Source organism: Gardnerella sp. c10Ua_244, assembly GCF_055818055.1.
The window spans coordinates 224,056-250,106 of record NZ_JARFVS010000003.1 but is presented as its reverse complement, the minus strand read 5'-3'; the positions used below and the strand labels follow the sequence as shown (position 1 = coordinate 250,106).

The following is a 26,051-nucleotide window of genomic DNA, read 5'->3' as shown; positions in this document are numbered from 1 at the left end:
CAAGACTCAATTGGTGGCAAAGCTTGCAGAAGCAAAAGATAAGAAGAATGATGTTTCTTATAAGAATGCTTCTGCTGAGAAGCAAGATGCTCTTAACAATGCTATAGACTCTGCAGAAAGCATTGTAAAGAAAGCTGGTGCAACAGAGAAAGAAATTTCTGATGCTACTTCTGCGCTTAATAATGCTGTTACTGGTTTGGACGGTCACGATACCTCTGCTTTGCAGACGGTTGTAACTGCTGCCGAGTCGAAGAAGAAGACTATTGCTTACATGAATGCTCCTGATACTACGAAGACTGCGTTTGATCAGGCTTTGCAAGCTGCTCAAGATATCTTGAAGAATCCTCAGGGCAAGACTGAGCAAGAAATCAACGATGCTAAGACTAAGCTTGAAACTGCTTCTAGTGCTCTTAATGGAACTGTAGATACGTCTAAGTTGCAGGCTGAAGTTGACAAAGCTGATTCTTTGAAGAAGTCCGTACAGTATACGAATGCTGTTCAGGATAAGAAATCTGCGTATGATACTGCTCTTGCTGCTGCTGAGTCTGCTCTTGCTGATGCGAAGGATGCTCAATCAGCGAATACTCCTGATCAGCAGCAGACTGCGGTTGATAATGCGCTTAAACAGCTTCAAACCGCAGCTGCTGCACTAAATGGTGTTGATATTGCTGATTTGCAAGCTGAGATTGCTCTTGAGAATAGTGTGAAAGAATCTGTAAAGTACGTGTATGATACTGCTGAAAAGCAGCAAGCATATAATAAGACTTTGCAAGATGCGAAGGAGCTTATATCTAAGCTAGCTGATCCTGCTGGTAAGGGTGTGGATCTTGCTGCTAAGTCTCAAGCAGATCGTAAAGCTCTTGTTGATACTGCGTTAAAGAATCTTAAGAATGCTAAAGATGCTTTGAATGGTGTTAATAAGACGGTATTGCAAGCTGAAGTTGATGATGATTCTCGCTTTAGCAAGTCGTTTGCCTACTTGCTTGGTGAAGCTCCTGATTTGGATGTGTATAAGAAGGCGTTGGCTGAAGCTAAACGTTTGCTTGCTGATCCGAATGCTACCCAGGCTCAGGTTGATGCTGCGGTTAAGAATCTTTCTGCTGCTCGTAAGGCTTTGGCTGCTGCTAAGGCTCATGCGGCTGATGTTCGTGCTTCTGTGCGCGCTCAGGTGTTGAAGAGTGGTAGTGTTGCTCAGCTTAGTAAGACTGGTAGTGACGTGTCTGTGTTTGGCTTGTTTGCTGCAACTCTTAGTGCTGCTGGTGCTGCGCTTTTCTCAACTAAGCGTCGTGGTACTTCTCGTCACAGTAGTAAGTAAAATATTTGCTAGCTGGTCTGGTTATTGCAGATCAGCTAGTTTTAGAGCTGCTTAATGTTTGCTTAATTGTATTCAGTAAGTTTGCTGAGTATTGAGTTAATTAGCATAATGAAGTTAATGTAAAATGTGCCTTACTTTGCGTCTTTCTTTACTACGCAAAGTGAGGCATTTTGCTATTTTAGTTTGCGATTACACGGGAAGTTATTGTTGCTTACTATATTTTAAGAGTTATCTTGCTTACAAAGCACTTATTGAAGCGTTTAGTCACTGAGTTGCTAAGTTATTGAAACATCGAAACATTAAACCTTAACAATTTGCATATATATGCATCCTTATGTATAATCTTTAAAAAATAAAATCTTGCAAGTGCTAATACACGTAAAAGAGTATAAAACATTCTGCACAAACTAAATTACAGGAGACTCTCATGCACAAGATTGTTCAAAAATGGAATAACATTGACCTTATTTTACGCATTGTAATTGGTCTTTTTCTCGGTGCTGCACTTGGTATTTTTGTGCCAGCTCACGTCTATGTGCTCGATCTTATGGGAAAACTTTTCGTCAGTGCGCTTAAATCTGTTGCGCCAATTTTAGTATTTTGCCTAGTTATTGGTGCGCTTGCGCAAGCAAAAAGTGTTGGCAACATGAAAGTGGTAATAGGGCTGTACGCGCTATCTACGTTTACTGCAAGCCTTGTAGCTGTATGTGCGGCTATGATTTTCCCTGTTGATTTTACTTTTGCTCATGTTGCAGCAGCGTCTTCGCCGTCTCCTCAAGGAATTGGTGAGGTGCTTAATTCACTTGTGCTAAATATTGTTGTTAATCCTGTAGATGCTCTCGTTAAAGGTAACTTTATTGGCATCCTCTTCTGGGCGATTGCTTTCGGTGTTGCTCTGCGATTAGCCGAGCCTTCCACCAAAGCATTTTTCGATAACATTTCGTCTGCTATTGGAAAAATTGTCCACTGGATTATTAACGCAGCACCTTTTGGCATTATGGGTCTTGTTTATACAACAGTTGCAAGTAACGGTCTTCGTATTTTTAGCGAGTATGGTTTCGTTATTGCTTTGTTAGTAGGCACTATGGCTGTTGTTGCTTTGATTCTTAATCCTATTTTGGTTTTCATGCTTACTGGCAAGAATCCGTATCCTCTTGTTTTTAGAACTTTGCGCGATTCGGGTGTTACAGCGTTCTTCATGCGTTCTTCTGCTGCGAATATTCCTGTAAATATGAATTTGTGTGAAAAACTTGGCTTCAACAAAGATAATTACTCTGTTTCAATACCGCTTGGCTCAACTATTAATATGAGCGGAGCTGCTATAACTATTTCTATCATGTCTTTGTGTGCTGCTCACACGCTTGGTATTCGCGTCGATATTCCAACTGCTGTGATTCTTTCTGTGCTTTCTGCAGTTTCTGCTGCAGGCGCATCTGGTGTAGCTGGTGGTTCGCTTTTGCTTATACCTCTTGCATGCTCGTCGTTTGGTATTTCAAATGATATCGCTATGCAAGTAGTTGCTATTGGTCTTATTATTGGTGTTATTCAGGATTCTTGCGAAACCGCACTTAACTCTTCCACGGATGTTCTCTTTACTGCGGTTGGCGAATATCGCATGTGGCAGCGTGCAGGTATTGAATTCAAAATGGGCAAGGATCACGAGACTGTGCAACTTAAAAAGTAGATGTTCTGCTGTTGCTAGTTTTTGCTAAGTATTCTTGCTAGTGCGCGTTCTTCCGTTTTTACGTTTTAGATCGCGCACTTTTATTATATTTGGATGTTTATTGTAAATGAATCTAGCAGATGTTCAAATAAAATAGTAGAAGTGGAATCGGTATTTTTAGCGCGCATTAGGCTTTAGGGAAGTGGTAGGTTGTGTTTGCAGGAATACTGCGGTTAATCCACGCGTTTGCTGCGATTATGCTTCCGCTGCCGATTGTGGTTTCTCCGCCTAAGATTGTTGCGTTTGCGTAAATTACAACATTATTTCCAATATTTGGATGCCGCTTTCCGCCTTTTACAGGATTTCCATTCTCGTCTAGCGCAAAACTTTTTGCACCCAGCGTTACTCCTTGGTAAAGCTTAACATGCTCGCCGATCACAGTTGTTTCGCCGATTACAATGCCAGTTCCGTGATCAATGCAAAAATATGCGCCAATTTTTGCTCCTGGATGAATGTCAATTCCAGTTTTTCTGTGCGCGTATTCGCTCATAAGTCTAGGAATTAGCGGTACGTTAAGTTCGTAGAGTGCGTGAGCTGTGCGGTGAATAAGCATTGCATAAAAACCAGGGTATGCGAGCGTGACTTCTACTTTGCTTGTGCAAGCAGGATCGCCTTCATACATGGCTTGAATATCTGTTAAAAGTAACTTTTTAATTGCAGGAAGAGTATCTATAAATTGATTGCAAGTTTCTCGAATTTTAATTGTGTTGCTTGTGTAGCATTGAAGTTCGTGAAATATAATGCGTTCTATAGTGTCTAATGCGTTTGAAGTAACGGTATTCAAACTAGCGTTATTATTCAAACTAGCGTTGAGTTGCGTAGTCTCGTTGCTTTCATTGCGCACATGCAACTCAGGCAAAAGTAGAGCCTGAGTCGCATGTATGAGTGCAATAATATTGCGGTAATTAGGTATGAATGTAGCTTGCCTTATGTCAGAATCATGAATTGAGTTGAGTTTGTTTATAAGGTCAAGATGCTCATTCATACATTAATCTCCAGTATTTTTCTTGTCTTCTTTGTCTTCTTTATTTTCTCGTTTTAATTACTAATTAATATTTGCACATATTATTTAATCAAAACTTGCGTGTTTATAATAGTGCTACTAAATACAGTTAGTCTTCAAATAATGCGGTAGACAAGTATCGATCTCCTGAATCTGGCAGTATTGCAACGATGGTTTTGCCCCTGTTTTCTTCTCTTTTTGCTTCTTGGATTGCTGTCCAAATCGCAGCTCCGGAAGAAATACCAACGAGGGAGCCTTCTTTTTTGCTTATAAGCTTGCCGTTTTCGATTGCGTCTTCATTTGTTACGTGAACAATGCGATTATAAATGTTTTTGTTGAGCACATCTGGCACGAATCCTGCGCCGATTCCTTGAATCTTGTGCGCTCCTGGTTTTCCGCCTGCGAGCACAGGGGAGTCGGCTGGTTCTACTGCGATTACTTCAAGATGCGGATTTTGCTCTTTTAAGTATGTGCCAGTACCAGTGATTGTGCCGCCTGTTCCAACGCCTGCAATAAGCATATCCACGTTTCCGTCAGTGTCTTGCCAAATTTCTGGACCTGTTGTGTTGTAGTGTGCGTGCACATTTGCTTGATTGGTAAACTGTCCTGGAGTCCACGCATTTGGCGTGCTTTCAACGATTTCCTTCGCTTTGGCGATTGCGCCTTTCATTCCTTCTGCAGCAGGTGTGAGCACGAGTTCGGAGCCGTAAGCTTTCATAAGTTTTCGGCGTTCAATAGACATGCTTTCTGGCATTACAATAATGCTTTTGTATCCTTTTGTTTGCGCAATCATTGAAAGACCAATGCCAGTATTTCCAGAAGTTGGCTCAACAATTACTGAGCCTGGTTTAAGTGTGCCTGCAGCTTCTGCTTCTTCAATCATTTGCTTTGCGATGCGGTCTTTTACGGAACCTGCTGGGTTGAAGTATTCGAGTTTTACAAGGATTTTTGCTGCTAGATTGTACTCTTTTTCAATGTGCGTAAGCTCCAGAAGTGGAGTGTGGCCTACGAGTTCTTGCACGGACTTGTAGATGTTGGACATAATATTTCCCCTTACTTGTTTGTTTTGTTTAATTTAATTTGTTTAATTTTGTTTATTTTTAATTTTTAAAAAATAATTTTTTATTAATAAAGCGACTGCTGCTTATTAGTTGTTTCTAAAGATGCCATTTATTCGTTTTAATATTTAATTCGCGTTAAATTGTTATCTTTTTAACGTTTTATATTCGAATTTTGGCATAAAAAAAGAAACAGCGCGCTGTTTCTTGAATCGTAATTTGCTGCGTTTTAACGTAAATGCTTTTAACACAGGCTAGATGTTATGCATATTTAGTGCTTGCAAACATCATTTCGATTAAGAAATGCGCAACAGCATACGTTACAACAACAATTTGTCATCATATTTGTATGATACATGTGCACTCCTTTACTCGTCGAAATGGTGATAAGTGGAAACTATAGCGAATGGATTTGCGTTTGTCAAACTTGATTTGTGTTTGGCATACCTTGATACGTACTCCTTTTTCTGCGCGAGTGTCTGATTTTGCCTGTTTTTGGGCACTGGTGCAGTTGGCGCATTAAAGGCCTATGTTAAAAGAAGAGATAGGCGACTTGATATACTGAGCGATTACGCTAGAAAATTCAGGGTTTCAACGTTGATTGCACAGTATTCGGAGGTGTTATTGTCAATGAATTTAGCAGATGTTCAAATAAAAGAGTATGAAAAGTATAATAGCAAAGATATTTTAAGGTTGTATGATTCCGTTGGTTGGTCTGCGTACACAGATGATTTAGTTGCTTTGGAAAATGGTTTTAACAATTCGCTCAAGGTTTTAGCTGCCTATAAAAATGATGAGCTAGTTGGAATTGCTAGAGCTGTTGGTGACGGATATACGGTTGTTCTTATTCAGGATATTCTTGTTTTGCCTGAGTATCAAAGGCAGGGGATAGGGTCTGCTTTGTTAAAGGCGATTGTGGATTATTATCCTAATGTTCGTCAAATTCAATTGACTACGGATTGTACTGAAAAAACTATTGCTTTTTATAAGTCAGCTGGTTTTATTGAGTTAGCAGAAATCGATTGCTGCGGTTTTATAAAAGACAGGACATGATGCAGAAAATATGATTCTCTAGTAGCCATTAAGTGCGAATTTGCATAGATTGGCCACTTTGTGATTTTCGTGTACTAATGCGTGTATTTGTATATAGGATTGAGTTGCTTGTAGGATGGAGCTGATCTTATGAAGGAGCTGATTGTATGGCAGAATATGATTTGCCGATTTTAGAGTATGATTCCGATAAAAGTGCAGTTTTAATGCCCAATCACGATAATATTTCTGTTCAGCTTCCATCTAAAGCGGTTTTTGCTTTTTTAGGCGATGAAATCGATCAGTATGCTTTAAGTAGGAAAGCTACGATTGTAGCAAATTTTGAATCTGCAACTAAAGTATATCCAATATATGTTTTGGAAGAAAAAGTAGAGAAAAAAGTAAAGGAAGACGCAAACAGCGAAGTAGAAGAAGAAACTCAAAAAATCTGCTTAGTACAAGCTCCAGTTGGCGCTCCTGCTGCTGTTCAGATCTTAGATTGGTTGATTTCTTACGGCGTTAGGGAAGTTGTTAGTGCTGGTTCTTGTGGGTCGCTAGTTGATTATGCGGAAAACGTTTTTCTGGTTCCGTATAAAGCTTTAAGGGATGAGGGGACTTCTTATCATTATTTGCCTCCAAGTCGTTATGTTGATGTTTCAGAGCGTTCGAGGCGCGCTATTTTGCAAACTTTGCAGGCGCATAATTTGCCTTATCATGAAGTTAAAACGTGGACTACGGATGGGTTCTTCCGTGAGACTAAGACGAAAGTTGCTAATCGTAAGCAGGAGGGATGCGCGGTTGTTGAAATGGAGTGTTCTGCTTTAGCGGCTTGTGCGCAAATGCGTGAGATTGTTTGGGGTGAGATTCTTTACACTGCAGATACTTTGCACGATGTTGAAAATTATGATGAGCGCAATTGGGGCGGGGATTCTAAAGCGTATGCGCTTGAGCTTTGTGTTGAAGCGGTGTTGCGTATTTGATTTGATTTTTTTTTTTAACTCTATGCTTATTATTTCTAGCAAGCATTACGTATAAGTGTGTTTAAGCATTTATAGGTGTTATCAAGCAGATAAGCATGACCAATCAGGATAAGTATGATAGTGTGTCTTTCAATACTTAGTAGAGAGTGGATTAGCAATTCGAAAGCGAAAATGCTAGCTGCGAAAATGCTATTAGCGAAAAATAGCAAAAATAGCAAATAGATATAAAGGAAGTGAGAGGTAGCGAGAATGAACAAAACTGACAATACAGCAAATCAGCAATCGCCCGCGAATCAGCAATCATCCAAACTACATCCCGACGTAAAAAATTACGTAAAACTATTTTTCAAGGAAAACAAGCTTGTAGCTTTTCTTTCGATGATAGTTTTTATTTCCTTGTCCATGATTTACACTGCTATTTCTTGGATTTTGCAAATTATTTTCGACTATATGGCAGGTAAAGGAGCTTTCTCTTTAACTACTATTTTGCTGCTTGTTGTTTCCTTTATGCTGGCAATCTCCCTGATTTTCGCGTTGAAGCGCAGCTCGTACCCTCGCTTTCTTGAAAAAGCAATGAATCAGTATAAAGAGTCTGTTATCAAGAAGCTTTTACAGAAGAGTTATAGTGATTTTTCGCTCGCGAATTCCGGCACGTATCTTTCTGTACTTACTAATGATTGTGAGCGTATTCAAGAAAAGTATTTGAAGAAGATTTTTGATTTTGTTCAAGACGTTCTTATGCTTGTAAGCTCTCTGGCTCTTATGATTTATTATAGTCCATTGCTCACTGTTATTGCTCTTATTATTTCTGTGCTTCCAATGGCGTGCTCGATTCTTACAGCTAACGGAATTGCCACTCGCGAGGAGCAGGTTTCCAAGTCGAACGAGTCTTATACAGCCTTAACGAAGGATGTTTTGAACGGCGTTTCGGTTATTAAGAGTTTTAAGGCGGAGCAGGAGGTTATTAACCGTTATCAGAATCAGTCGATGGAGCTTGAGCATACTAAGAATCTTCGCGAAAAAACGATGACTACTGTTTCTGCTCTTGGTACTATTTCAAGTCTTGGAACTCAGCTTGGCGTGATGCTTGTTGGCGCTTGGATGGTTAACGCTCACGTGGGCGTTATTACTGCTGGAATGGTGTTAGCTTTCACTAATTTGATGAATGGCGTGCTTCAGCCTATTGCAAGTCTTCCTCAAATGCTTGGCGAGATGAAGGGTGCTAAGAAGCTTATTAGCAAGATGGCTGATTATATGAGTAATGCTAAGGAAGATTCTGGCGAGATCATTGACGATTCTATTAAAAGCGTTGTTTTGCGCGATGTTTCGTACGCTTATGACGCGGATCATAAAGTCTTGAAAAATGTAAATCTAACTTTGCAAGCTGGAAAATCTTATGCAATAGTAGGACCTTCTGGAGCTGGTAAGAGTAGTTTGATTAATCTGCTTATGGGCTACTACAAGGATTATGAGGGTAGTGTGCAGCTGAATAATCACGAGCTTAGCAATGTGAGCAAGAGTTCGCTTTACGATAAGACTACTCTTATGCAGCAGTCTGTGTTTATGTTTGATGCTTCGATTTTAGATAATATTACGCTTTTTAAGCCGTTCCCGAATGCGGAGGTGAATCGCGTGATTCACTTGGCTGGTTTGGATGATTTGATTGCTGCTAAAGGCAAGGATTATCAGTGTGGCGAGAACGGTAGTCATCTTTCTGGCGGCGAAAAGCAGCGTATTGCTATTGCGCGAAGCTTGCTTAAAAAGTCCGAGATTCTGCTGGTTGACGAGGCAACGAGCGCGCTAGATAACGAGACGAGCGTTAACGTAACGCAGTCTATTTTGGATTTGCAAGGAATTCTTCGACTTGTTGTAACTCACCGCTTGGATGCCAATTCGCTTAAGCAATATGATGAGATTCTTGTGATGAAAAGCGGCGAGCTTATTGAGCGCGGAAGCTTTGAGGAGCTTATGAATCAGAAGGCTTACTTCTACTCGCTTTACACTGTGTCTATGTGAGGCTGTGGAGCTGGTTTGCTTTCAATGCGCTGTGCAATTTAGCGCAATAGATTCTGAGCCCGTGTTAGTAGCCATTAAGTGCGAATTTGCAGCAATTGGCCACTTTCTCAGCAATGCAACCTGCTTTCGAGTTACATTTTAAGGAATTACGCTGTTACTTGCAGTGCTTTCTTTGCTTTAAAATTTTGCAAAATAAATTTTAGTCAAAATCTGTTTTTATTTAATGATCTTGTGTAATTTAGATTGTATAGAGTTAGAGAAAAGGCATGTATGGAACAGTTTAATCAGTATGACTCTAATGACCAGAGTAACTATGATTCAAGTAATCAGAATCAGACAAACCCAAACAGCGATACTGTAAATTAAAATCCTACAACGTTGTGCATAGTGATTCGCAAAATATGTCAAAAATGACGAGTGATTTATAAAAGGGAGATGACATGAATGTAAAATATGGTAGCGTATTTACAAATCCAGAAGTTTTAAACAGACTCGCACAAATAGAACAATCTCCCCAAATACAAGGAAAATTAAGTGCTTTAAAAGAAGGCGTAAAAAATAACTCTTTTGATCCAATTCGTTTAATTCCATTAATACCGGTAGTAATGGTTTTAGGCACTTTGTATAACTATTTTCCAAATATTGATTACTCTCGTTACAAATATTATTTGCTAATAGTAGGTGTTTTTGTTGTTTGCTTTGCAGGTAAGTTTTTTGTAAATAATAAGGTTGATGTAGACGCGCTATATGCGGATAATGTTTTAACGCCGATTTTAAATGTGATTCTGCCTGGAACAGTATTAAACAATTCCGAAGGAATTGACAGCAGCATTTTTGATAATCTTCTGCCAATATCTAGTAGGTATTATTCAAGTAAACACATAATTTTTGGCGATGAATTTAAAACTGAATTTTCAAATATGCAAGCAATCCACTTTTCTAGAAGTGAAAGTGGAAAAAGTGTTAAAAAAACGGATTTTATTGGGCAAGTCTTATTAATAAACTCAAAAACCAACATAAATGGCCACATTAGAATCGTCCCTGTTACTGGAAAGAACTTTATGGGACAAAAACTAAATGGATACTATGGTAAAAAAACAAAAGAGGAGAGCGAAGTTCAGACAGAATCCATTGAATTTAACGACTCGTATTCAGTCTTCTCTACAGACGATTTTTATACAAAACTGGTATTAGATCCAAGTTTTATAGAACTAATGAATAATTTGCAAAAAAGAATGCGAGTTTGCTTATACCTAGATAGTGAGCGTATTGTTGCAGCCTTTGATTCTGGTCGGTATTTATTCGGCGCTCCAGGAAAATCTGGAATAGAAAACCTATCTTTAACAAGAGAATATGCAAAATTTAGAGATATTTTGGCTGAGTATTACGAAATAATTAACGTAATTAGAGAGAAATTACAAAAGTAAAAATTACAAAAGTAGAAACTAGTAAATTGCAATACTAGCGAACTAAAAAATTAGAAAATACTAGAACTAAAGGAGATGTTATGGGAGACATTATGGGTGACGTTATGGATAAGAACACTGTGCTAATTTGTGTTGCAATAGTGCTTGTAGTGCTTATTGTCTGGTTTATTGGCATGTTAAATAGGCTAAGAAAATATAGGGTGATTATAGAAGAGTCGCGGAAAAACGTTGATATTGCGCTCGCTAAAAGATACGATACGATTTGCCAAATGCTTAAAGTTGCGCAGTCGTTTGCAAAGTATGAAAAAACAACATTAGTGGATTTAGTAAGTTTAAGAGAGGGATTGGGCTCAGCGGATTCTAGTTCGGTAATCAAAAATCAGAATCATGCAATAGGGAAGATTTTTGCTTTGGCGGAAGCTTATCCGGAATTAAAGTCTTCTGAACAATTTTTGAACTTGCAGGAAGAAATAAACGACGAAAATGAGCAGCTTGCGGCAGCAAAAAGAATTGTTAATAGTAATATAAGCACTCTTAATCAAAATATCGTTACCTTCCCAGTGTCGCTTATTGCAAGCTTAAGCGGAATAAAGCAGATGGCTTTTCTTGACGAAGATAATCTAAGCAATAAGAAGAATATTGACAGCATACTGCGCTAGTGAAAATGTTTAGCTAGACGGTATATCTAATATAGCCAATCGCCCGCGAATTTGCAGTGATTGGCCACTTTGGGATTGACTGATTTGTGATTGGTTGATTGGTATTTAAATATAAACGCCAGGGAGTTTATTTAACTCGTCTGGCGTTTATTAGTTAGCTGAGTTATTCGCTAGTTGCGTTTTTACTTGCTGTGTTTGCCGATGCGCGTGCGTTTAAGCGAAAGCGCGCCGAAGGCAGAAAGCAAGAATGCTAATCCAGTACCTGCAATGGTTGAGGTTGCAGAACCGGTGCGTGCGAGCGGTTCGTGTGTTTGTGGAGCTGGTACTTCTTCCGTTGTCTCTTCTTGTTCTGGCTCTGGTTCTGTCACTGGCGTTGGCACTGGTTCCGGTTCCGAAATTATAGGCACTGGGATAGGCTCAGGCTTAGGCTCTGGAGTTGTAACAGGAGTTGGTTCTGGTTCCGGTTTTGGTGTTGATGGAACAACAGGTGGTTTTGGTGGTTCCGGTTTTGGCGGTTCCGGCTTTGGTCTCGTTACTGTCAAATACGTCACAGATATTCCCATAGTTTTCGTGTATGTATTCGGTACATGACAAGTCTCTACTCTATAAACAGGAATTGTGCGACTTGTTTCGCCTTCCTTCCAGTCTGTGATGGTAGGAGTGCCGATAACAGTTTTAGTTTCAAAATTGAACGTTAAGCCGCTTAAACCATCACCGCCAATCATTACTTCATGATAGTTTCCTGCCAGATCGCTATAAGTTGTTGAACCAATTGTAGTTTTGGTAACCGCGTTAAAAATTTCTTGATATTCTTTGTATTTGAAGAACCACGGGGTTTCTGTAATGTCCTTTACAACTTTAGGTTCCGTTTCGCCAGCCTTTAGTATTTTGAGCGTGATATTGGTATATTTCCTTGCAACAACGTTATGGTTGTTCTCAGCATTACTAAATGGGATAGTACACGGTTCTGCGATTAGCACGTTGTTATTGGGATCATATTTGAGATAGTTGCTATATGCCGCTGCTCGATACATATCGGTACTAGTCACTTGCCAGCGTATATATTGTCCACTCTTATCAGTGGCTAGTCCTTCAGCCAATTTATTAGTGCTATCAGTAAATTGTGGCGGCTGCGGTTTCGTAGGGTCTAGAACTGGAGTTGCTTGTGGATTACTCACTGGCCATTCAAACATGCTTAAGCTCATAGTTTCCGAGCCATCATCGCCCCTACGAATTGTTGCCATATAGATGGTAAGTGTACGAGTTGTTTCGCCTTCTTTCCAGTCTGTAATGGTAGGTGTACCAGTGATGCCTTGTTTTCCAAAGTCGTATTTCAGGCCAGTTAGCCCCTTGCCACCGATTCTTTGTTCAATGTTGGATCTCTTAAAATTATGCGAACCAATTGTCGTTTGATTAATTTCGTTCCAGATATTCGCATACTGCTGGTTCTTAAAAAACCACGGCGTTTCTTTAATACCGTCTACGGCCGTAGGTTCCGTTTCGCCAGCTTTCAAGGTCTTGAGGGTGATATTGTTGTATTTCCTTGCAACAACACCTTGCTTCTCATTCTTAAACGGCTCCGTGCTTGCAGTTGTAGTCAACACTTTTTTATCAGGATCATAATTGAGATAATCACTGTACGCAGTCATTTGTTCTGAGTTAGAGTTGGTGGAATTATTTATTGCTCGCCAGCGAACATATTCACCACTTGCATCGGTTGCGAGTGCTGCCGACAGCTCGTTCCTGTCAAACGCAAATGGCTTTGGCTCAGGCTTATGATTCTCCGAGCCTGCAGTCTTAAATGTTGGAACAATCTCTTCTTGGAGTTGCTTCCCGTTCTTGTCATACATACGAAGTCCTGTGACGCGGATGGTAGCGTTAGGATGTTCGCGAGCTGCGCTCGTGCGCCATTTGAACGTGTAGCTATAATCTTCAGAGCGCGTTATAGCACTGCCATACGCAAGTTCGTATTTGTCGCCGTTCTTATATTCGACGCGTATATACTCATAAGAATCTCGGCAAGGACCGTATTTCTTTGATTCAGCTAACGTAATCTCTTTATCGCCGCGCATGAACTTTGGCTTGATGGTAACCGCTACACCTGGTTCTGCCACTGTCATTTGTGGATATGAAACAGTTTCTTCCTGAGAGTCTGCTTTTTCTGTTGTAGCTTCTGTTTCCGTAGTCTTAGCAGTTGTAGTAGTTGTAGTAGATGGAGTTATACCGCGGTATTCTGCAATGCTGGCTTTATTTTCGCGAGATTTATTATCTTCTGTTTTATCGTTTCTAGTTTTATTTTCGTTAGCTTTATTATTGCTGGCTTTGGTGCTATTTTCTAAATCATTTTGATTAGTGAGATTGGCAGGGGGGGGTAGTTGTTTTTATGTTATTTGTATCAGTACTAGCAGCGTAAGCTGTTTGGCTCATGCATACTGCGCAAGCTGCTGTGGCAATACCCATCATGGTTGAAGTCAGAATTATTTTCGCTGCCTTATTCATAAAACACCCAACTCTCTAATCAACTACCTAATCAGCTATCTAACTAGATACCTAAATAAATTTATTTTATTTTATTTCGAAATATACAATAAATATATTGTAAATTCGAAATTTGCATGTTACATTATAATGTTTTTGATAAAAAATAAAAGTGTTTATCGATAATTTTATCAATAAACACTTTTGCGTTTCGAAATACTTAATCTCTATTAAATATTCAACTAAATATTTAGCTAAATAATATGAGATATTTAGTATCTAATCTTAAGAAATCTGCTAAATAAACTGCGATATTACAATGCCTGCAACCATAAGCGGAATGTTGAAAATAAGGAATGTTGGAACGCAAGTATCCCAAATGTGACTGTGCTGTCCGTCCGCATTTAAGCCGGCAGTAGGCCCGAGCGTGGTGTCGGAAGCAGGGGAGCCTGCGTCTCCAAGAGCTGCAGCGGAAGACATAAGAAGAATCGTTGCAGGAGTGCTAAAACCAATGCTCTGGCAAAGAGGTACGAACAAAACAGCAAGAATAGGAACCGTGCCAAACGAAGTGCCAATGCCCATAGTCACAAGCAAACCAATAAGCGTAATAACAAATGCGGCAACAAGTTTGTTCTGTCCCATAGAAGCTACGCCAAAGTTTACAAGCTCCTCAACTCCTCCTGTCGCTTGGATCACGTTAGCATATCCGCCCGCAATGAGCATCACAAATGCAATAAGACCCATGAGTTTTACGCCGCCAGTAAGCTGATTGTCAATGTCATTCCACTTTATTGCTCCAAAAATAATCATGGTTGCAAGACCTGCAATAGACGAAAGCGAAAGATCTTTACTGATAACTTGCACTACTACAACAACAATAATTGCGAGAATGGTTACGTAGTGGCGTTTCTTAAGAGGTCCGACAACGGCGTCGGCTGCGCGAGTGTCAGTTTCTGTAGTTTTGTATTCGCGAGGTTTTCTGTAAAGCACAAATACAGCAAAAAGTAGTGATGCAAACATTGCAAGACCTAAATACCAGTTCACAGCACTAACGTCTGCAACACTAACCTTCATGCCATTTTTAGAAAGATTCGTAGCAATAACAGTTTGGAAAATAAGACCAAAGCCAAATGGAATAGCAATATACGGAACTTCAAGACCGAAAGCAGTGCAGCATGCTGCAGCTCGGCGGTCAAGCTTCATCTTATTCATAACTCTCAAAATAGGCGGAATAAGAATAGGAATATAAGCAATATGAACCGGCACAATATTTTGAGACATGCACGCAATTAGAGTTAGTACTGCAAGTAGAGCGTACTTTTTCATGCCAATAATTTTGCTAATTTTTTTAGAAATAATTTGAGCTAAGCCTGTTGCAGTAATTGCTTCCGCAAAAGTTCCAAGCAAAATGTAGGCGAGCGCAGTTTGTGAGTTGGTGGAGAAACCGTCGCAAAGCAAAGCCATAATTGTGTGATTTCCGTCACCAAAAAGAGGAAGATGACCGGCAATGCCACCTGCAATGCAAGCTACTATCATTGATAGCAAAACATTAAGTTTTGCAAGACTAAGTGCGCATAGCACTACAACCGACACAATAACCGGATTAAATATAATATTTAAAATTTGCAAACTTAGCATGCCGTTCACCCCTTTAAATGCTTGAATTTAATATATTGTTTGAAGCAATACGTTTTATTTCGTATTGCTTACGTCTGTATTTTTTGCATACGTATTCTTACATATGTATTTCTTACATTTAGTAATTAAAGACAATATAGCATGGAAGTGTTTACAACTTGTTTCTTGAGTGAATATAAAATATAAACAATTAAATAAAAAAATTAGTGTAACTCAACAATTGTTTGCACAAAAGAGTATTCTAAATGATTAGTGGTGAAGAATTGATAAATCACCAAATGTTCGGTTTTACACCGTTTTATTGCAGTATTGCAACGTGAGTTTACCGCTGAAAAGTGGCGATAAAGCAATGCGAAAATTAAAAATTGTTTTGCTAATTGTGAAGATCTAAAAATAAGCAGTAAACAATAAACAACAAACTGAAAAACTAAAAAACTGAAAATAAGTTATTTAGAGTATTTAGAGTAAGGAGGAATGCCTGGCGCTCTAAGTAAAAAGGATATTACGACATATCTTAATTACAAGCGTCAAACATGCAAATTATGAAAGATAGTAAAACACTTTTAGAAGCTAAAGAATTAGGCTTACAAATATTTAGAAGAACACCATTTTGGGACGTATCGTTAAAAGTAGAGCCTCATCAAATCGTTGCAATATCAGGTGAACACGGCTCTGGAAAATCAGCTTTGCTGCTTGCACTGTCTGGTTATATGAAATTTACGAACGGAACTCTTACTATTGCGGACTCAACTCTTCCTAACGATTTTAAAAAATCACGTAAATATGTGGGATTGGGATTATTCAACGGAATTAACGAATTCTACAAAATGCAAACAATAGAAGAAGCTTTGATGAGTGAGCTAAAACTCGCATCATCTTCGCCACTATTTCGCGAACAGTATAAAAATGATGTAAAAAATCGCGAAGCATTGCGCCAATACGCGTACAATCTTCTTGCTCAATGGAAAGTATTTTCTCCTCACAAAACAGCAATAGGAGAGTTGACTCCGTGCGAGCGCATGCGTTTGGCAATTGCGTTGGCATTATTAAAGCAACCGTGGCTGCTATTTGTTGATGGAATTGAGACGGAGCTTACTAGTGAGCAACGCGAATGCTTACTTTCCGATATTCGCGAATATGTTAGCAAAAACTACTGCTCCTGCCTTGTTGGAGTTTTGCAAAGTGAGTTAGAAAAGCAAGCGGATCAAGTCTTAAGACTTATGCCAAATAATGAGAAAACAGAAAATTCTCATACTGATTCTCAACTTGCTACAAGTGAAGCAAACGGTGGTGAAAACAATGCACGTTAGTACTATTGCTCTTGCATTTCGTGAGATTAACAATACGATGAAAGGAAAAGCTCGAAAGCTTGTTATTGGAACCGTAGCTTTGATTCCACTTTTATACGGATCGCTTTACTTATGGGCATTTACAAATCCTTATAAGACTTTGGATACTGTGCCTGTGGCTGTTGTTGTTGAAGACAATGGCGCTATGATTAACGGCAAAATGCGAAACATTGGAAACGAAATCAAAACTCGTTTAAAGAATCAAAAAGACGGTAGTGAAGGTTTCCAATGGAATTTTGTAAATAGTGCTGAAGCAAATAAGGGCCTTAAAAATGGCAACTATTTTATGGTAGCAACTATTCCAGCTTCCTTCAGTAAGTGCATTGCTTCCGCGCAATACGATACTCCAACTAAAGCAAAACTTCACGTAAAGTACGATCAAGCAAGCAATATGCTGGCTTCACAAATTGGTAAAACTGCTTTCCGCACTATGCGTACTGAGATTAGCGAGGCGATTGCTCAAGAGTATTGGGAGCACATGTTTGCGAAAGTTAATTCAGCTTCCGATTCTCTTGGTGCTGCTGCAAACGGTGCTGGAGCATTGCATGAAGGTTCAAAGTCTTTGCAAGGCGGAATAAATAAGCTTGCAGATGGGTCGAATAAACTTTCGCAATCTTTGCAAAAACTTCAAGGCGGATTAGGGGAGCTTCAAAAAGGCGCGAATACGCTAACTGAAGCCAATGCTCGCAGCAAAGAAGGAGCTCAATATCTTGCACAAAAAACGCAAGATTTAGCAAACGGAGCCCAACAGTTAAGCGAAGGAACGCAAAGGCTATCGGCAGCGACAAGCGAATTCTATGAAGGAGCTCAAAAGCTTGCAGCTTCAAGCAACGAATTAGAAGAACATGTTAAAGCTGGAAACGCTGAAACAAAAGCACAAATTACTGGTCTTCTTATGCAAGCGCAAAACCCAGCAGTAACAAAGGAAGACGTGCTTGCTAATTTGCAAAGATTGGCAGAAGGATTAGGTGAAAATTCTAATCTTCTAGAAACAAATCTTTCTGCTTTAAGCGCTGGAGCAGACAAGCTTTCTGCAGGGAGCTTGCAAATAAAGGGCGGTGCTGAGGCTCTTATGCAAGGCATGGAGAAAGTTAATGTTGGTTCAGATAAGTTAGTTGCTGGCACAAATAAGCTTGCTGACGGTTTGGCTCAAGTAAGTAACGGTAGCGAGAAACTAAATAGTGGCGTGAATGAAGCTGCACAAGGTTCTGCGAAAATAGTGAACGGTTCTGATCAGCTTAATTCCGGCGCTAAGAAGCTATCTGATAACACTCCAAAGCTTGTTGATGGTACTAAGAAATTGCATGACGGGCTTAAAGATGCTCAAAAGTCTGGAAAAGTAAACGGTATTGTTCAAAAAAGTAAGATGATGAGCGCACCAGTTTCCTTGGAGGAGCACGAGTATTCGCACGTTGAAAACTATGGAACTGGTTTTGCTCCTTACTTTATTTCTATCGCCCTTTGGGTTGGTGCTCTTATGACAACATTCGTTTTGAGAGTTATGGATAGGCGAGCGATACTAAACGGCATGAATCCGCTTAAAAGCGCGCTTATTAGCTTGACGCCGTTTGTGATTATGGGCGTTTCGCAAGCGATTATTCTTATGGGCGTTGTTCAAGGAGCGTTGAAGTTCCAAATCGATAATGTTGGTGCATTCTACGCGCTGGGGATTATAGCGTCAATAGTCTTTATGGCTATAATGCAAATGATTATGGTGGTGTTCCGCATGCCAGGGCGAATAGTTGCGATTGTGCTACTTATGTTGCAAATCACAAGCTCTGCAGGAACGTTCCCAGTACAAATGACGCCGGCATTCTTTAGAGCTGTTCACCCATATTTGCCAATGACGTACTCGATTATGGGGTTGCGTCAAGCAATGTCTGGAAAGAACAGTGGTGAAATAGTTTCAGGCATTGGAATGCTTGTGTTTTTCGGCGTTATTGCGATTGCCATAACAAGCATTGCCTTTCGCATGAAGCGTACTGTAAAAATGTTTGATTTGCATCCTGTAATAACGCTTGATGCATAAGCGTTGCTTATCTAATACTAGCCTGCGTAAGAGTGAATAGCTTTTGCGCAGGCTTTTTATATTTAATTAACCTAAATTTACGCAGTTTTTAAATATTACAATTTAGTATTAGAATATTTAACTTACTTGCTAATAATTAGTTAAAGCTTGAGAAGGGGTGGTTATGCCTAATGAAATTATGTTGAAGCTAAAAAAATTTATTGCGTTAGTACTCTCGCTATTTCTTTTCGTACCATTATGTGCTGGATGCTCGAACCAAAAGGGCGCGAATACAAAAGCTGCTGATAATGCAAAAAAAGTTAACATTATTAATGCAAAAGTAGCAGCTTTATATAAAAAAGTTTTAGCAAACGCTGATAAATATAACTTTAATGAAGCTGATTCAGAAATTGATGCTAGCCAAAGTAAGTATTCTTACGCGTTAGTAAATATGAGCGATAGGGATATTCCGGAGCTTGTTTTGCGGAAAAATTTGGAAGGTCTGTCACTGCTGAAGTTTTTTGCTGCAAATAAAGATTACAGTGACGTTGTTTCTTCAAATGATTTAATTTGCGATGGCGCTAGAGACATTGGCGGTTTTAGAGCTGTAGTATCGCAATACGCAGACAGCAATTCATTAAGATATGTTGAGTGGTCTTCTGGAACAGGGGATACTGAGGCTTATAAGGTGACTATGAATATTGCTGACAGCAATCCTATTAAAGAAGAAAAATACTGGTCTGGAATAATCACTGATCTTCCTAAACAGAATATAAAAGATATTAATTTTGTCAGTACAGATGACACTACACTTCTCGACAATTTGGCAAAAACTGAAGATAATATTTATGAGAAAACCGTAAGTAATAAAGGCAGTGACTCTAATTCAGAGGATAAGGATTCTAAGAAGGCCGAAAAGAAGTCTGATAAGAAGTCTGACAAGAAGGCTAGTAAGAAAGCTGATTCTAAGAAATCCGCTAGTAGTGAATCTTTAGATAGCAAAATTAAAGCTGAAAAAGCAAGCGGAAGGCAGGTAGTTTCTGGAACTGTGAAGGTTTTGTCATACAACAAGGTTCTTGAATTGCAAAATATGCTAGATCCTAGTCAGGGATATTCAGATCCTAGTCCGGGATATTCAGATCCTAATCAAACTTTCATGATTCTTATTCTGGATAATAAAACCAGCGTTACTTTGCGTCAAATCGGAGATATGCGCAAGCCACCTTATCCTAGCGATGCGAGAATGTTGGCGTTTGACGATGGTAGTCAAGCTAAACAAATTATGGAGAAGTATGTGAATAAGAAAGTTTATGTGAGTTTTACGGTAGACGATGGATTCTTCCCTTCGGATGCTGGATTGCCTTTAGGTGAGCCTCATTTTCAAAATATTAAAGTTATTGAATAGTTATTGTTCAATTATAAATAGTTGAAATAGTTGCGATAAATAAAATAAATAAAATAAAGACCCCACATTTATTTGTGGGGTCTTTTGTTATTTTGCTTTCGTTTTATTCTGAAAAACTAGTAAAACATAATTAAAGTCAACAAATTCCAGAAAGTAAGTTTGCTAGAAATCTGTTTTTAGAAAGTAGATGCGTAAACTTCAGCAATAGCATCTTCGCTCATATGCATGTAGGAATTCTTCAAAAGTCGCTGCTGCTCTTTAACAACGCTTGCAGCCCAGCTTTGAATCATATCCTCGGTCATTCCATACTCGTGAAGCTTATGCTTAGGAAGAATCGTGTTAAGAACTTCGTCAAGCTTATTTAATACATCTGCTTTTTGGCATTCAAGAATATTTGCCATAAAGTCAAAAAGCTTAGAAAGTTCAGTGTTTTCTGCACTAGTGCTGCTTTCAGCATCGTGCTTAGCATAGTATCGCAAAACGCTTGTAAGAAGAGCTGCATTCGTTTCGCCGTGAGCCACGTGGAAAGTTCCACCAAGCGGATAAGCCATCGCGTGAACGCAACCGCAGCCAGCGTTACCAAACGCAATACCAGCGTAAAGACTTGCCGAAACCAAGTCGCTTACAACTTGGCTTTTTGCGCTGCTGCCTTCTTTAACAACTCGCATATAACTTTGCAAAATAAGCCCGCAAGCCTTGTAACTAAACATTTTTGTAAGCTCGGTTGCAATAGGAGAAAGTGCGGACTCAATCGAATGCGTAAGAGCGTCAATAGAGCTGGTTGCAAAAACGTAATCAGGCAGGCTCTTTAACAATTCTGGAATAAGAACAGCGTCCGTAGCATAGCAAGCATCGTTCGCCAAACCCTTCTTGGTATTGCGCTTAGTAAGCGAGAACACCGCAACGTTCGTAACTTCGGAGCCAGTGCCGCAAGTAGTTGGAACAAGAATAAGATCCGCGCCTTTTTGTGCAGGAATCTTGCCGTCAACCAAGTCTTCAAGCGGACTAGTTTGCTTCAACGCACAAACCTTCGAAATATCCAAAACAGTGCCGCCGCCAATGCCAATCACGCGCTTTGGAGTTGTGTGAATGTCACTAACGATTGCATCAACCATTGCGTCGCTCGGCTCACCCTTGCCGTATTTCTCTTGGAAAATCACGTCGCAATCAAGATTCAAATCGCCAAAATAAGGCTCCCAAATGTACTGGTTTGTAATAACCAAATCGCCCTTGCTGAGCTTGAATTCTTGCGCGAACTCGCGTGCGTTCTCGAACTTATGAATAGTTGGTTTAATAGAAAGCTGCTTCATCCTAGACTCCTTTGTTTTAATCTGCATGTCTTATGCTAATAGTGCGCGTTTTGTGCGCTCTTTTGTGCGCGGATGATTAAAAAACCAAGCAACTGCTCCATTATAGAACAGATTGCTTGGTTTAATAAATGCGATTTAAGCTAATCAGAAAAAGTGATTCAGCCTAAGCTAATCAGCAAAGTCTAATCATCCCTTCAACAAAGCCGTGTAAGCAGCCATCGTAATGTAGTTGTACGGCTGGTTGAAGTGAGGCATGAAGAAGATGTCGCACAAAGCAAGCTCTTTAATCGTGACTTTCTTTTGAATAGCCAGCGAGAACAGGTGAATTGCGGCAGACATATCGTAGTTAGAAGCCAACTGGCAGCCAACAATAACCTTCGTATCCTTCTTGTAAACGATGCGAATCTTCACCTTTGGATTCTCAACTTCCATAAACGCAGGCTTTTGAGTATCCTCAAAATCAACGTAATCAACGTCCATGCCCTCTTTTTGAGCGGCAGTCAAGCTCAAGCCGGTGCAAACAAGCTTGTAGTCGTAAATCATCATTGCGCTAGAGCCTTGCACGCCCTCGGTTTCTACAGGAGTTCCGCAAACGTTGTGACCTGCAATCAAGCCGCTTCGAACGGCGTTAGTGGCGAGCGCAATGTAGTTTACGCGGTCTCGAGCGTTGTCGTAGATTGTAGCGCAGTCGCCGATTGCGTACACGTCTGGGTCGGAAGTTTGCTGCTTCTTGTCAACAAGGAAAGCGCCGTTAGCATACTGCTTTAAATGATCCTTGCCAAGCGCAACGTTTGGGTGGAAGCCAATAGCGCAAATCACCATGTCTGCATCGTAAGTGCCTTTGCTTGTTTTAACAGCCTTAACTTCAGTGTCTCCAACAATCTCCTCAACAGCTTGACCAAGCTCAAACTTAATGCCCTTATCTTCCATAATTTTCTTCAAATTGTTAGAAAACTCTGGGTCAAAGTAGCCGTTAAGAATATGGTCTTCCATGTCAATAAGAGTTACGTTCTTGCCAAGACGCTCGAAGGCTTCAGCCAGTTCCACGCCAATGTAGCCTCCGCCAAGAACCACGACGTTACGGAAATCGCGCTCTTGAAGCTTAGCGATAACAGTTTGAGCGTTCTGGAAAAGCTTTACCATTTGCACGTTTTCCAAGTCAATGCCCTTAATGCGAGGCTTGTTTGGAAGGCTGCCGGTAGCAAGAACCAGCTTGTCGTAAGAATCGTGAATAACAGTGCCGTCTTTAAGTTCGACTGTTACTTCTTTCTTTGCGTAATCAATGTCTAAAACTTTACTTTCAAGATTTACCTTAGCGCCTTTTTTAACGAAATCTTCTGGCTTCTGGTAGAACAGTCCGTCGCTGCTTTGAATTTGCTTGCCAATCCACAAAGCCATGCCGCAACCAAGGAAGGAAATATTACTATTCTGATCGTAAATGGTAAGCTCGTTTCCTGGGTAGCTCAAAATGGTGTTAGCGCAGGCAGTGCCGGCGTGATTTGCGCCAATCTGAATGATCTTCGTCATCGGTAATCTCTTTTCGTCGTTGAATCTAGTTTTAATTTTGTTTATTTCTGTTGAATTCTGCTGAAATTAATTTAATTTAGTTTAATTTAATTCCGCTAAATTCTGTTGAAATTATTGTATGTGCTTCAACTGCTTTGTTTAATTCACGCTGCGGCGCGAATGCACATCCAATGCACAATACTATTACACGAATGCGAGTCTTACCAATTTTGATTTTGTGCGTGTTGTGGGGGGAGTGAGGTGGTTATTTCACAATCTGACTATCTTTTTGCGAACATGAATTACGTAGTAGAATCCTGAAGTTTGTATACTGTTTATATACAGTGACATTCACATATGTACAGTTTTTTGTGATGCGTTTTAATGTTTTAATAAAGTGATATTCGTGTGAAGGGGTATTGTGATGCGTATTTTGATTACTGGTTTTACGCCGTTTGATAATGAGTCTATAAATCCGTCGTGGGAGATTGCGCAATCAGTGCATGCGCCTGAGGGTGTGGAACTTGTTCGTTTGCAGATTCCTACGGAATTTAACAAGGGCGCGCAAAAAGTTATTGAGAAAATAGAGGAAGTTCAGCCGGATGCTGTGCTTTCGTTAGGGCAATTTGGTGGTTCTGCTTGTTTTAACGTTGAGTATGTTGGCATTAACTGTAGGACTGCGCGCATACCAGATAATAGTGGGTATAAGCCTTGGTATGAGCCTGTTGTGCAGGATGGTGATATGGCTTATAAAGCGACTTTGCCAGTTGTGAATATAGTTGAGGCTTTGAATAGGGCGAAATTGCCGGCGTCTGTGTCTTTTTCTGCTGGCGCGTACGTGTGTAATGACGTGCTTTACAGTGTTTGTCATTATTGCCAGACTAAAAAATTGCCGATTAAGAGTGGTTTTATTCACGTTCCATATTTGCCTGAGCAGATTCTTGATAAGCCTACTACGAGTTCTATGAGTTTAGTTGATATGCTTCGAGGTATTGAAGTTGCGCTGCAAGTAATTGCGGATGATTGCAAGTGATTGCAGATTAATCGCCAGCAAATCTTTAATTTGTAAGTAATTGCTAATAATTAGTATGCAGTATTTATTCTCTACGCTCGCTCAAGCACGCGTTCAATAGCGTTATTTTGCGAAAGAAGATACACGCAATACTGGTTCATGCTTATGCCTTCTGCTTGAGATTGCTCAGCCAATTGCCTGTGTAATTCTTTAGGGAGACGCAGTTTGAATTGACCAGAATAGTCATTTAGCTCATGGTAAGACGGCTCTTTTATGTTGATTTTGCTTTCAAGAGCTGCTTCAATCCAAGCGTGCTTAGCGTCCTGTGCATTTGCTGCTGCTTCCTGTTCGGAGTCTCCCGAACTTATGCATCCTGGCAAATCAGGGTAGTAAGACACGAATCCGCCTTCATCCGGATCTTTCACAATTTCCAGCTTATACGGTAGTGACATGTAGTAGCTGAGTGTTTTATTTGTTTTAGTCATATTTGATTTCATATTTTGCTGATTTTTCAAAAGTTTTATAAGAGTATAAGTGGTGTTACATGTGGTCTCAATGGTTGAGTTATTTTTGCTATACTTTAATTCTCTATACTCTAATTTTAATTAGTGGAATCTTAGTTTATAAGTCAAAGAGTCTATATATCTGAATTTAAGTGGAAGTCAATTGGTGAATTATATCAATGATTTACAGATATTTATGCTTCAGAGCTTTAGAAGAATTAAAAAATCAATTAACAAAAGTGTAGAAGATTATCATCTTATGCTAGATGAGCTTACAGAGAATAAACTATTTAAACAAAATATGAGCAAATGAACAGGTGAAGCAACTAAGACATTTAATTGGGAAGTTTATAAGTTTATTCATCTAAATGCAGTAGTGACTTTTAAAGTATTTGGAACTAAAATTGTGCAACGGAAGAAATTAGTTTTATAAATTTAATTTGTTTATCAACCTATAGAAGAATCTTTTTATTTGGTAATACAAACACAGCCAAAATATAAAATCATAGATTATTTATAGTACTATAAAGGTAAAAGAAAAATATCGTTGATATAAGAACAGTGTATTGAGTAATAGTGCAAAAATAAATTAAAATGAGATAGTTTAATTCTAAAAGTGTAAGATATGAATTAGATATGCTTGGCAAGATGAATAAACAAATGAATTTTATTAGAGGCTAGTATATATGATAGGTTACTATTATTGTTCTTTAAGCACATTTTTGAATATTATAAAGAATAAATCTATTTATCTTTCAGATCCACTAAAAATGAATGATAATTTAGAAATAAAATGGTATATTGATAAACTAAATGATGAAAGAATCAATTTAAATGACGGATTTAATGCATTAGAATCACTTTTCCATCTGATGATAAATCGTTCGTGCCTAGATTTTACATCTGAAGAATTAATGCAAATACTAGAATCTAAAGGACAGAACAGCGTATATATTTGCTGTTTTTCTGAAGAATCAGATATGCTAAGTCAGTGGAGAGGATATGCCGATGATGGAAAAGGAGTTTCAATAGGATTTAATTTAGAAAAATTGACAAAATTCGATAATTTATTGTTTAAAAAAGTAATTTATACGAATAGTGTGGTTCACGACGGTATAGAAAGTGATGTTGAATGTGTAGCAGACACAATAAATACGGTGATTAGTGAGCAAAATATTACAAAGAGAGAAGAAAAAATAGAGGTGTTTTTACATGAATTAATTCCTGAACTTGTGAAATATAAAAATCCTGCTTTTGCTGAAGAAAAAGAAATACGCCTTATTTATTGTGACGATTTGAAATTTGAAAAGATAGTTAACAATCATGATGCTTTTACTGAAAGATTGTCTTTAAAATCATTAGAACATGATTTTAGAATTATTGGGAATGATAACATTACTGAGTTTGTTAAACTAAACTTTACTCCAGATATTATAGAAAAAATATGTATTGGTCCAAAATGTTTATTGAATAAGAGTGATGTTAGAAATATTACTAAGAAGTTATTGGGAATAGAAATTAGCGCTATAGAATCAAAATGTAGTTACAGATAACAAAATGGGAGGATTTAGTTTGTAGAGCCTGCGTATACGTTGAACTGCATCTCTGAATTTGAACTAAAAGTACCAATTT

19 protein-coding genes are annotated in these 26,051 nt (G+C 39.1%); 12 read left to right on the top strand and 7 right to left on the bottom strand.

The features are described 5' to 3' along the window. Nucleotides 1-1,315: FIVAR domain-containing protein (locus tag P0108_RS06345; protein WP_473730870.1), on the top strand; the 1,315-nt coding region annotated here is incomplete at its 5' end. Between the two features lie 427 nt (nt 1,316-1,742). After that, on the top strand, nt 1,743-2,999 hold the full coding sequence (gene sstT, locus P0108_RS06340) for a serine/threonine transporter SstT (RefSeq protein ID WP_421783094.1): 1,257 nt from the start codon (nt 1,743-1,745) through the stop codon (nt 2,997-2,999). Between the two features lie 166 nt (nt 3,000-3,165). Here sstT and epsC read toward each other — a convergent pair whose 3' ends face one another. Both epsC and cysK read right to left on the bottom strand, forming a co-directional pair. After that, a complete protein-coding gene (gene epsC / locus P0108_RS06335; protein ID WP_421783096.1) occupies nt 3,166-4,023 on the bottom strand; it encodes a serine O-acetyltransferase EpsC in 858 nt (285 codons plus the stop codon). 127 nt (nt 4,024-4,150) lie between these two features. Next, nucleotides 4,151-5,083 carry a cysteine synthase A gene (cysK, locus tag P0108_RS06330; protein ID WP_410311165.1) on the bottom strand — a complete coding sequence of 311 codons (933 nt, stop codon included), beginning with the start codon at nt 5,081-5,083 and terminating at the stop codon, nt 4,151-4,153. A gap of 646 nt (nt 5,084-5,729) precedes the next feature. On the opposite strand from cysK, the gene P0108_RS06325 reads away from it, so the two are divergent. The 5 genes from P0108_RS06325 (at nt 5,730) to P0108_RS06305 (ending at nt 11,210) form a co-directional block, all read left to right on the top strand. Further along, nucleotides 5,730-6,152, top strand: coding sequence for a GNAT family N-acetyltransferase (locus P0108_RS06325; RefSeq protein ID WP_064621771.1), 423 nt, complete (start codon nt 5,730-5,732; stop codon nt 6,150-6,152). Nucleotides 6,153-6,298: 146 nt separating this feature from the next. Beyond that, nucleotides 6,299-7,108: a nucleoside phosphorylase gene (locus P0108_RS06320; RefSeq protein WP_064621770.1), complete on the top strand. Its 810-nt coding sequence runs from the start codon at nt 6,299-6,301 to the stop codon at nt 7,106-7,108. 249 nt (nt 7,109-7,357) lie between these two features. Further along, nucleotides 7,358-9,124 carry an ABC transporter ATP-binding protein gene (locus tag P0108_RS06315; protein WP_410311164.1) on the top strand — a complete coding sequence of 589 codons (1,767 nt, stop codon included), beginning with the start codon at nt 7,358-7,360 and terminating at the stop codon, nt 9,122-9,124. A gap of 440 nt (nt 9,125-9,564) precedes the next feature. Continuing rightward, complete coding sequence (locus P0108_RS06310) at nt 9,565-10,551, top strand: DUF3137 domain-containing protein (protein ID WP_004110846.1); 987 nt, start codon at nt 9,565-9,567, stop codon at nt 10,549-10,551. An 80-nt stretch (nt 10,552-10,631) separates the two neighbouring features. Then, on the top strand, nt 10,632-11,210 hold the full coding sequence (locus P0108_RS06305) for a LemA family protein (RefSeq protein WP_410311162.1): 579 nt from the start codon (nt 10,632-10,634) through the stop codon (nt 11,208-11,210). A gap of 182 nt (nt 11,211-11,392) precedes the next feature. On the opposite strand, the gene P0108_RS06300 is transcribed toward P0108_RS06305, so the two are convergent. After that, on the bottom strand, nt 11,393-13,324 hold the full coding sequence (locus P0108_RS06300) for a hypothetical protein (RefSeq protein WP_473730869.1): 1,932 nt from the start codon (nt 13,322-13,324) through the stop codon (nt 11,393-11,395). 661 nt (nt 13,325-13,985) lie between these two features. Then, entirely contained in the window at nt 13,986-15,326 is a 1,341-nt protein-coding gene (locus P0108_RS06295; protein WP_174182803.1) for a Na+/H+ antiporter family protein, read from the bottom strand. Nucleotides 15,327-15,859: 533 nt separating this feature from the next. Between P0108_RS06295 and P0108_RS06290 the strand changes: the two genes are divergently transcribed. From P0108_RS06290 to P0108_RS06280, 3 genes are all read left to right on the top strand, one after another. Continuing rightward, on the top strand, nt 15,860-16,636 hold the full coding sequence (locus P0108_RS06290; RefSeq protein WP_004110838.1) for an ATP-binding cassette domain-containing protein: 777 nt from the start codon (nt 15,860-15,862) through the stop codon (nt 16,634-16,636). Further along, nucleotides 16,626-18,704 carry a YhgE/Pip domain-containing protein gene (locus P0108_RS06285; RefSeq protein ID WP_102155759.1) on the top strand — a complete coding sequence of 693 codons (2,079 nt, stop codon included), beginning with the start codon at nt 16,626-16,628 and terminating at the stop codon, nt 18,702-18,704. The genes P0108_RS06290 and P0108_RS06285 overlap by 11 nt, the downstream gene beginning before the upstream one ends. Nucleotides 18,705-18,867: 163 nt before the next feature. Further along, nucleotides 18,868-20,088 carry a hypothetical protein gene (locus tag P0108_RS06280; protein WP_033888676.1) on the top strand — a complete coding sequence of 407 codons (1,221 nt, stop codon included), beginning with the start codon at nt 18,868-18,870 and terminating at the stop codon, nt 20,086-20,088. Nucleotides 20,089-20,264: 176 nt separating this feature from the next. On the opposite strand, the gene P0108_RS06275 is transcribed toward P0108_RS06280, so the two are convergent. After that, complete coding sequence (locus P0108_RS06275) at nt 20,265-21,398, bottom strand: 4-hydroxybutyrate dehydrogenase (RefSeq protein ID WP_076002765.1); 1,134 nt, start codon at nt 21,396-21,398, stop codon at nt 20,265-20,267. Nucleotides 21,399-21,584: 186 nt separating this feature from the next. Then, on the bottom strand, nt 21,585-22,925 hold the full coding sequence (gene nox, locus P0108_RS06270; RefSeq protein ID WP_174182738.1) for a H2O-forming NADH oxidase: 1,341 nt from the start codon (nt 22,923-22,925) through the stop codon (nt 21,585-21,587). A 403-nt stretch (nt 22,926-23,328) separates the two neighbouring features. Between nox and P0108_RS06265 the strand changes: the two genes are divergently transcribed. Further along, nucleotides 23,329-23,937, top strand: coding sequence for a pyroglutamyl-peptidase I (locus P0108_RS06265; protein ID WP_473730871.1), 609 nt, complete (start codon nt 23,329-23,331; stop codon nt 23,935-23,937). A gap of 71 nt (nt 23,938-24,008) precedes the next feature. Here P0108_RS06265 and P0108_RS06260 read toward each other — a convergent pair whose 3' ends face one another. Continuing rightward, nucleotides 24,009-24,413 (bottom strand): toxin-antitoxin system HicB family antitoxin, encoded by a 405-nt coding sequence (locus P0108_RS06260; protein WP_410311160.1) that lies wholly within the window; start codon nt 24,411-24,413, stop codon nt 24,009-24,011. 692 nt (nt 24,414-25,105) lie between these two features. On the opposite strand from P0108_RS06260, the gene P0108_RS06255 reads away from it, so the two are divergent. Beyond that, on the top strand, nt 25,106-25,972 hold the full coding sequence (locus P0108_RS06255) for a DUF2971 domain-containing protein (RefSeq protein WP_422118907.1): 867 nt from the start codon (nt 25,106-25,108) through the stop codon (nt 25,970-25,972). Nucleotides 25,973-26,051: the final 79 nt, after the last annotated feature.

Excerpts from the sequence above, each read along its gene's own strand:
- P0108_RS06275 (WP_076002765.1), bottom strand. The coding sequence starts at position 21,398 with ATGAAGCAGCTTTCTATTAAACCAACTATTCATAAGTTCGAGAACGCA.
- P0108_RS06260 (WP_410311160.1), bottom strand. The coding sequence starts at position 24,413 with ATGAAATCAAATATGACTAAAACAAATAAAACACTCAGCTACTACATG.
- P0108_RS06255 (WP_422118907.1), top strand. The coding sequence starts at position 25,106 with ATGATAGGTTACTATTATTGTTCTTTAAGCACATTTTTGAATATTATA.
- P0108_RS06320 (WP_064621770.1), top strand. The coding sequence starts at position 6,299 with ATGGCAGAATATGATTTGCCGATTTTAGAGTATGATTCCGATAAAAGT.
- nox (WP_174182738.1), bottom strand. The coding sequence starts at position 22,925 with ATGACGAAGATCATTCAGATTGGCGCAAATCACGCCGGCACTGCCTGC.
- sstT (WP_421783094.1), top strand. The coding sequence starts at position 1,743 with ATGCACAAGATTGTTCAAAAATGGAATAACATTGACCTTATTTTACGC.
- P0108_RS06265 (WP_473730871.1), top strand. The coding sequence starts at position 23,329 with ATGCGTATTTTGATTACTGGTTTTACGCCGTTTGATAATGAGTCTATA.
- P0108_RS06285 (WP_102155759.1), top strand. The coding sequence starts at position 16,626 with ATGCACGTTAGTACTATTGCTCTTGCATTTCGTGAGATTAACAATACG.
- P0108_RS06290 (WP_004110838.1), top strand. The coding sequence starts at position 15,860 with ATGCAAATTATGAAAGATAGTAAAACACTTTTAGAAGCTAAAGAATTA.
- P0108_RS06315 (WP_410311164.1), top strand. The coding sequence starts at position 7,358 with ATGAACAAAACTGACAATACAGCAAATCAGCAATCGCCCGCGAATCAG.
- epsC (WP_421783096.1), bottom strand. The coding sequence starts at position 4,023 with ATGAATGAGCATCTTGACCTTATAAACAAACTCAACTCAATTCATGAT.
- cysK (WP_410311165.1), bottom strand. The coding sequence starts at position 5,083 with ATGTCCAACATCTACAAGTCCGTGCAAGAACTCGTAGGCCACACTCCA.
- P0108_RS06280 (WP_033888676.1), top strand. The coding sequence starts at position 18,868 with ATGCCTAATGAAATTATGTTGAAGCTAAAAAAATTTATTGCGTTAGTA.
- P0108_RS06295 (WP_174182803.1), bottom strand. The coding sequence starts at position 15,326 with ATGCTAAGTTTGCAAATTTTAAATATTATATTTAATCCGGTTATTGTG.
- P0108_RS06310 (WP_004110846.1), top strand. The coding sequence starts at position 9,565 with ATGAATGTAAAATATGGTAGCGTATTTACAAATCCAGAAGTTTTAAAC.
- P0108_RS06325 (WP_064621771.1), top strand. The coding sequence starts at position 5,730 with ATGAATTTAGCAGATGTTCAAATAAAAGAGTATGAAAAGTATAATAGC.
- P0108_RS06305 (WP_410311162.1), top strand. The coding sequence starts at position 10,632 with ATGGGAGACATTATGGGTGACGTTATGGATAAGAACACTGTGCTAATT.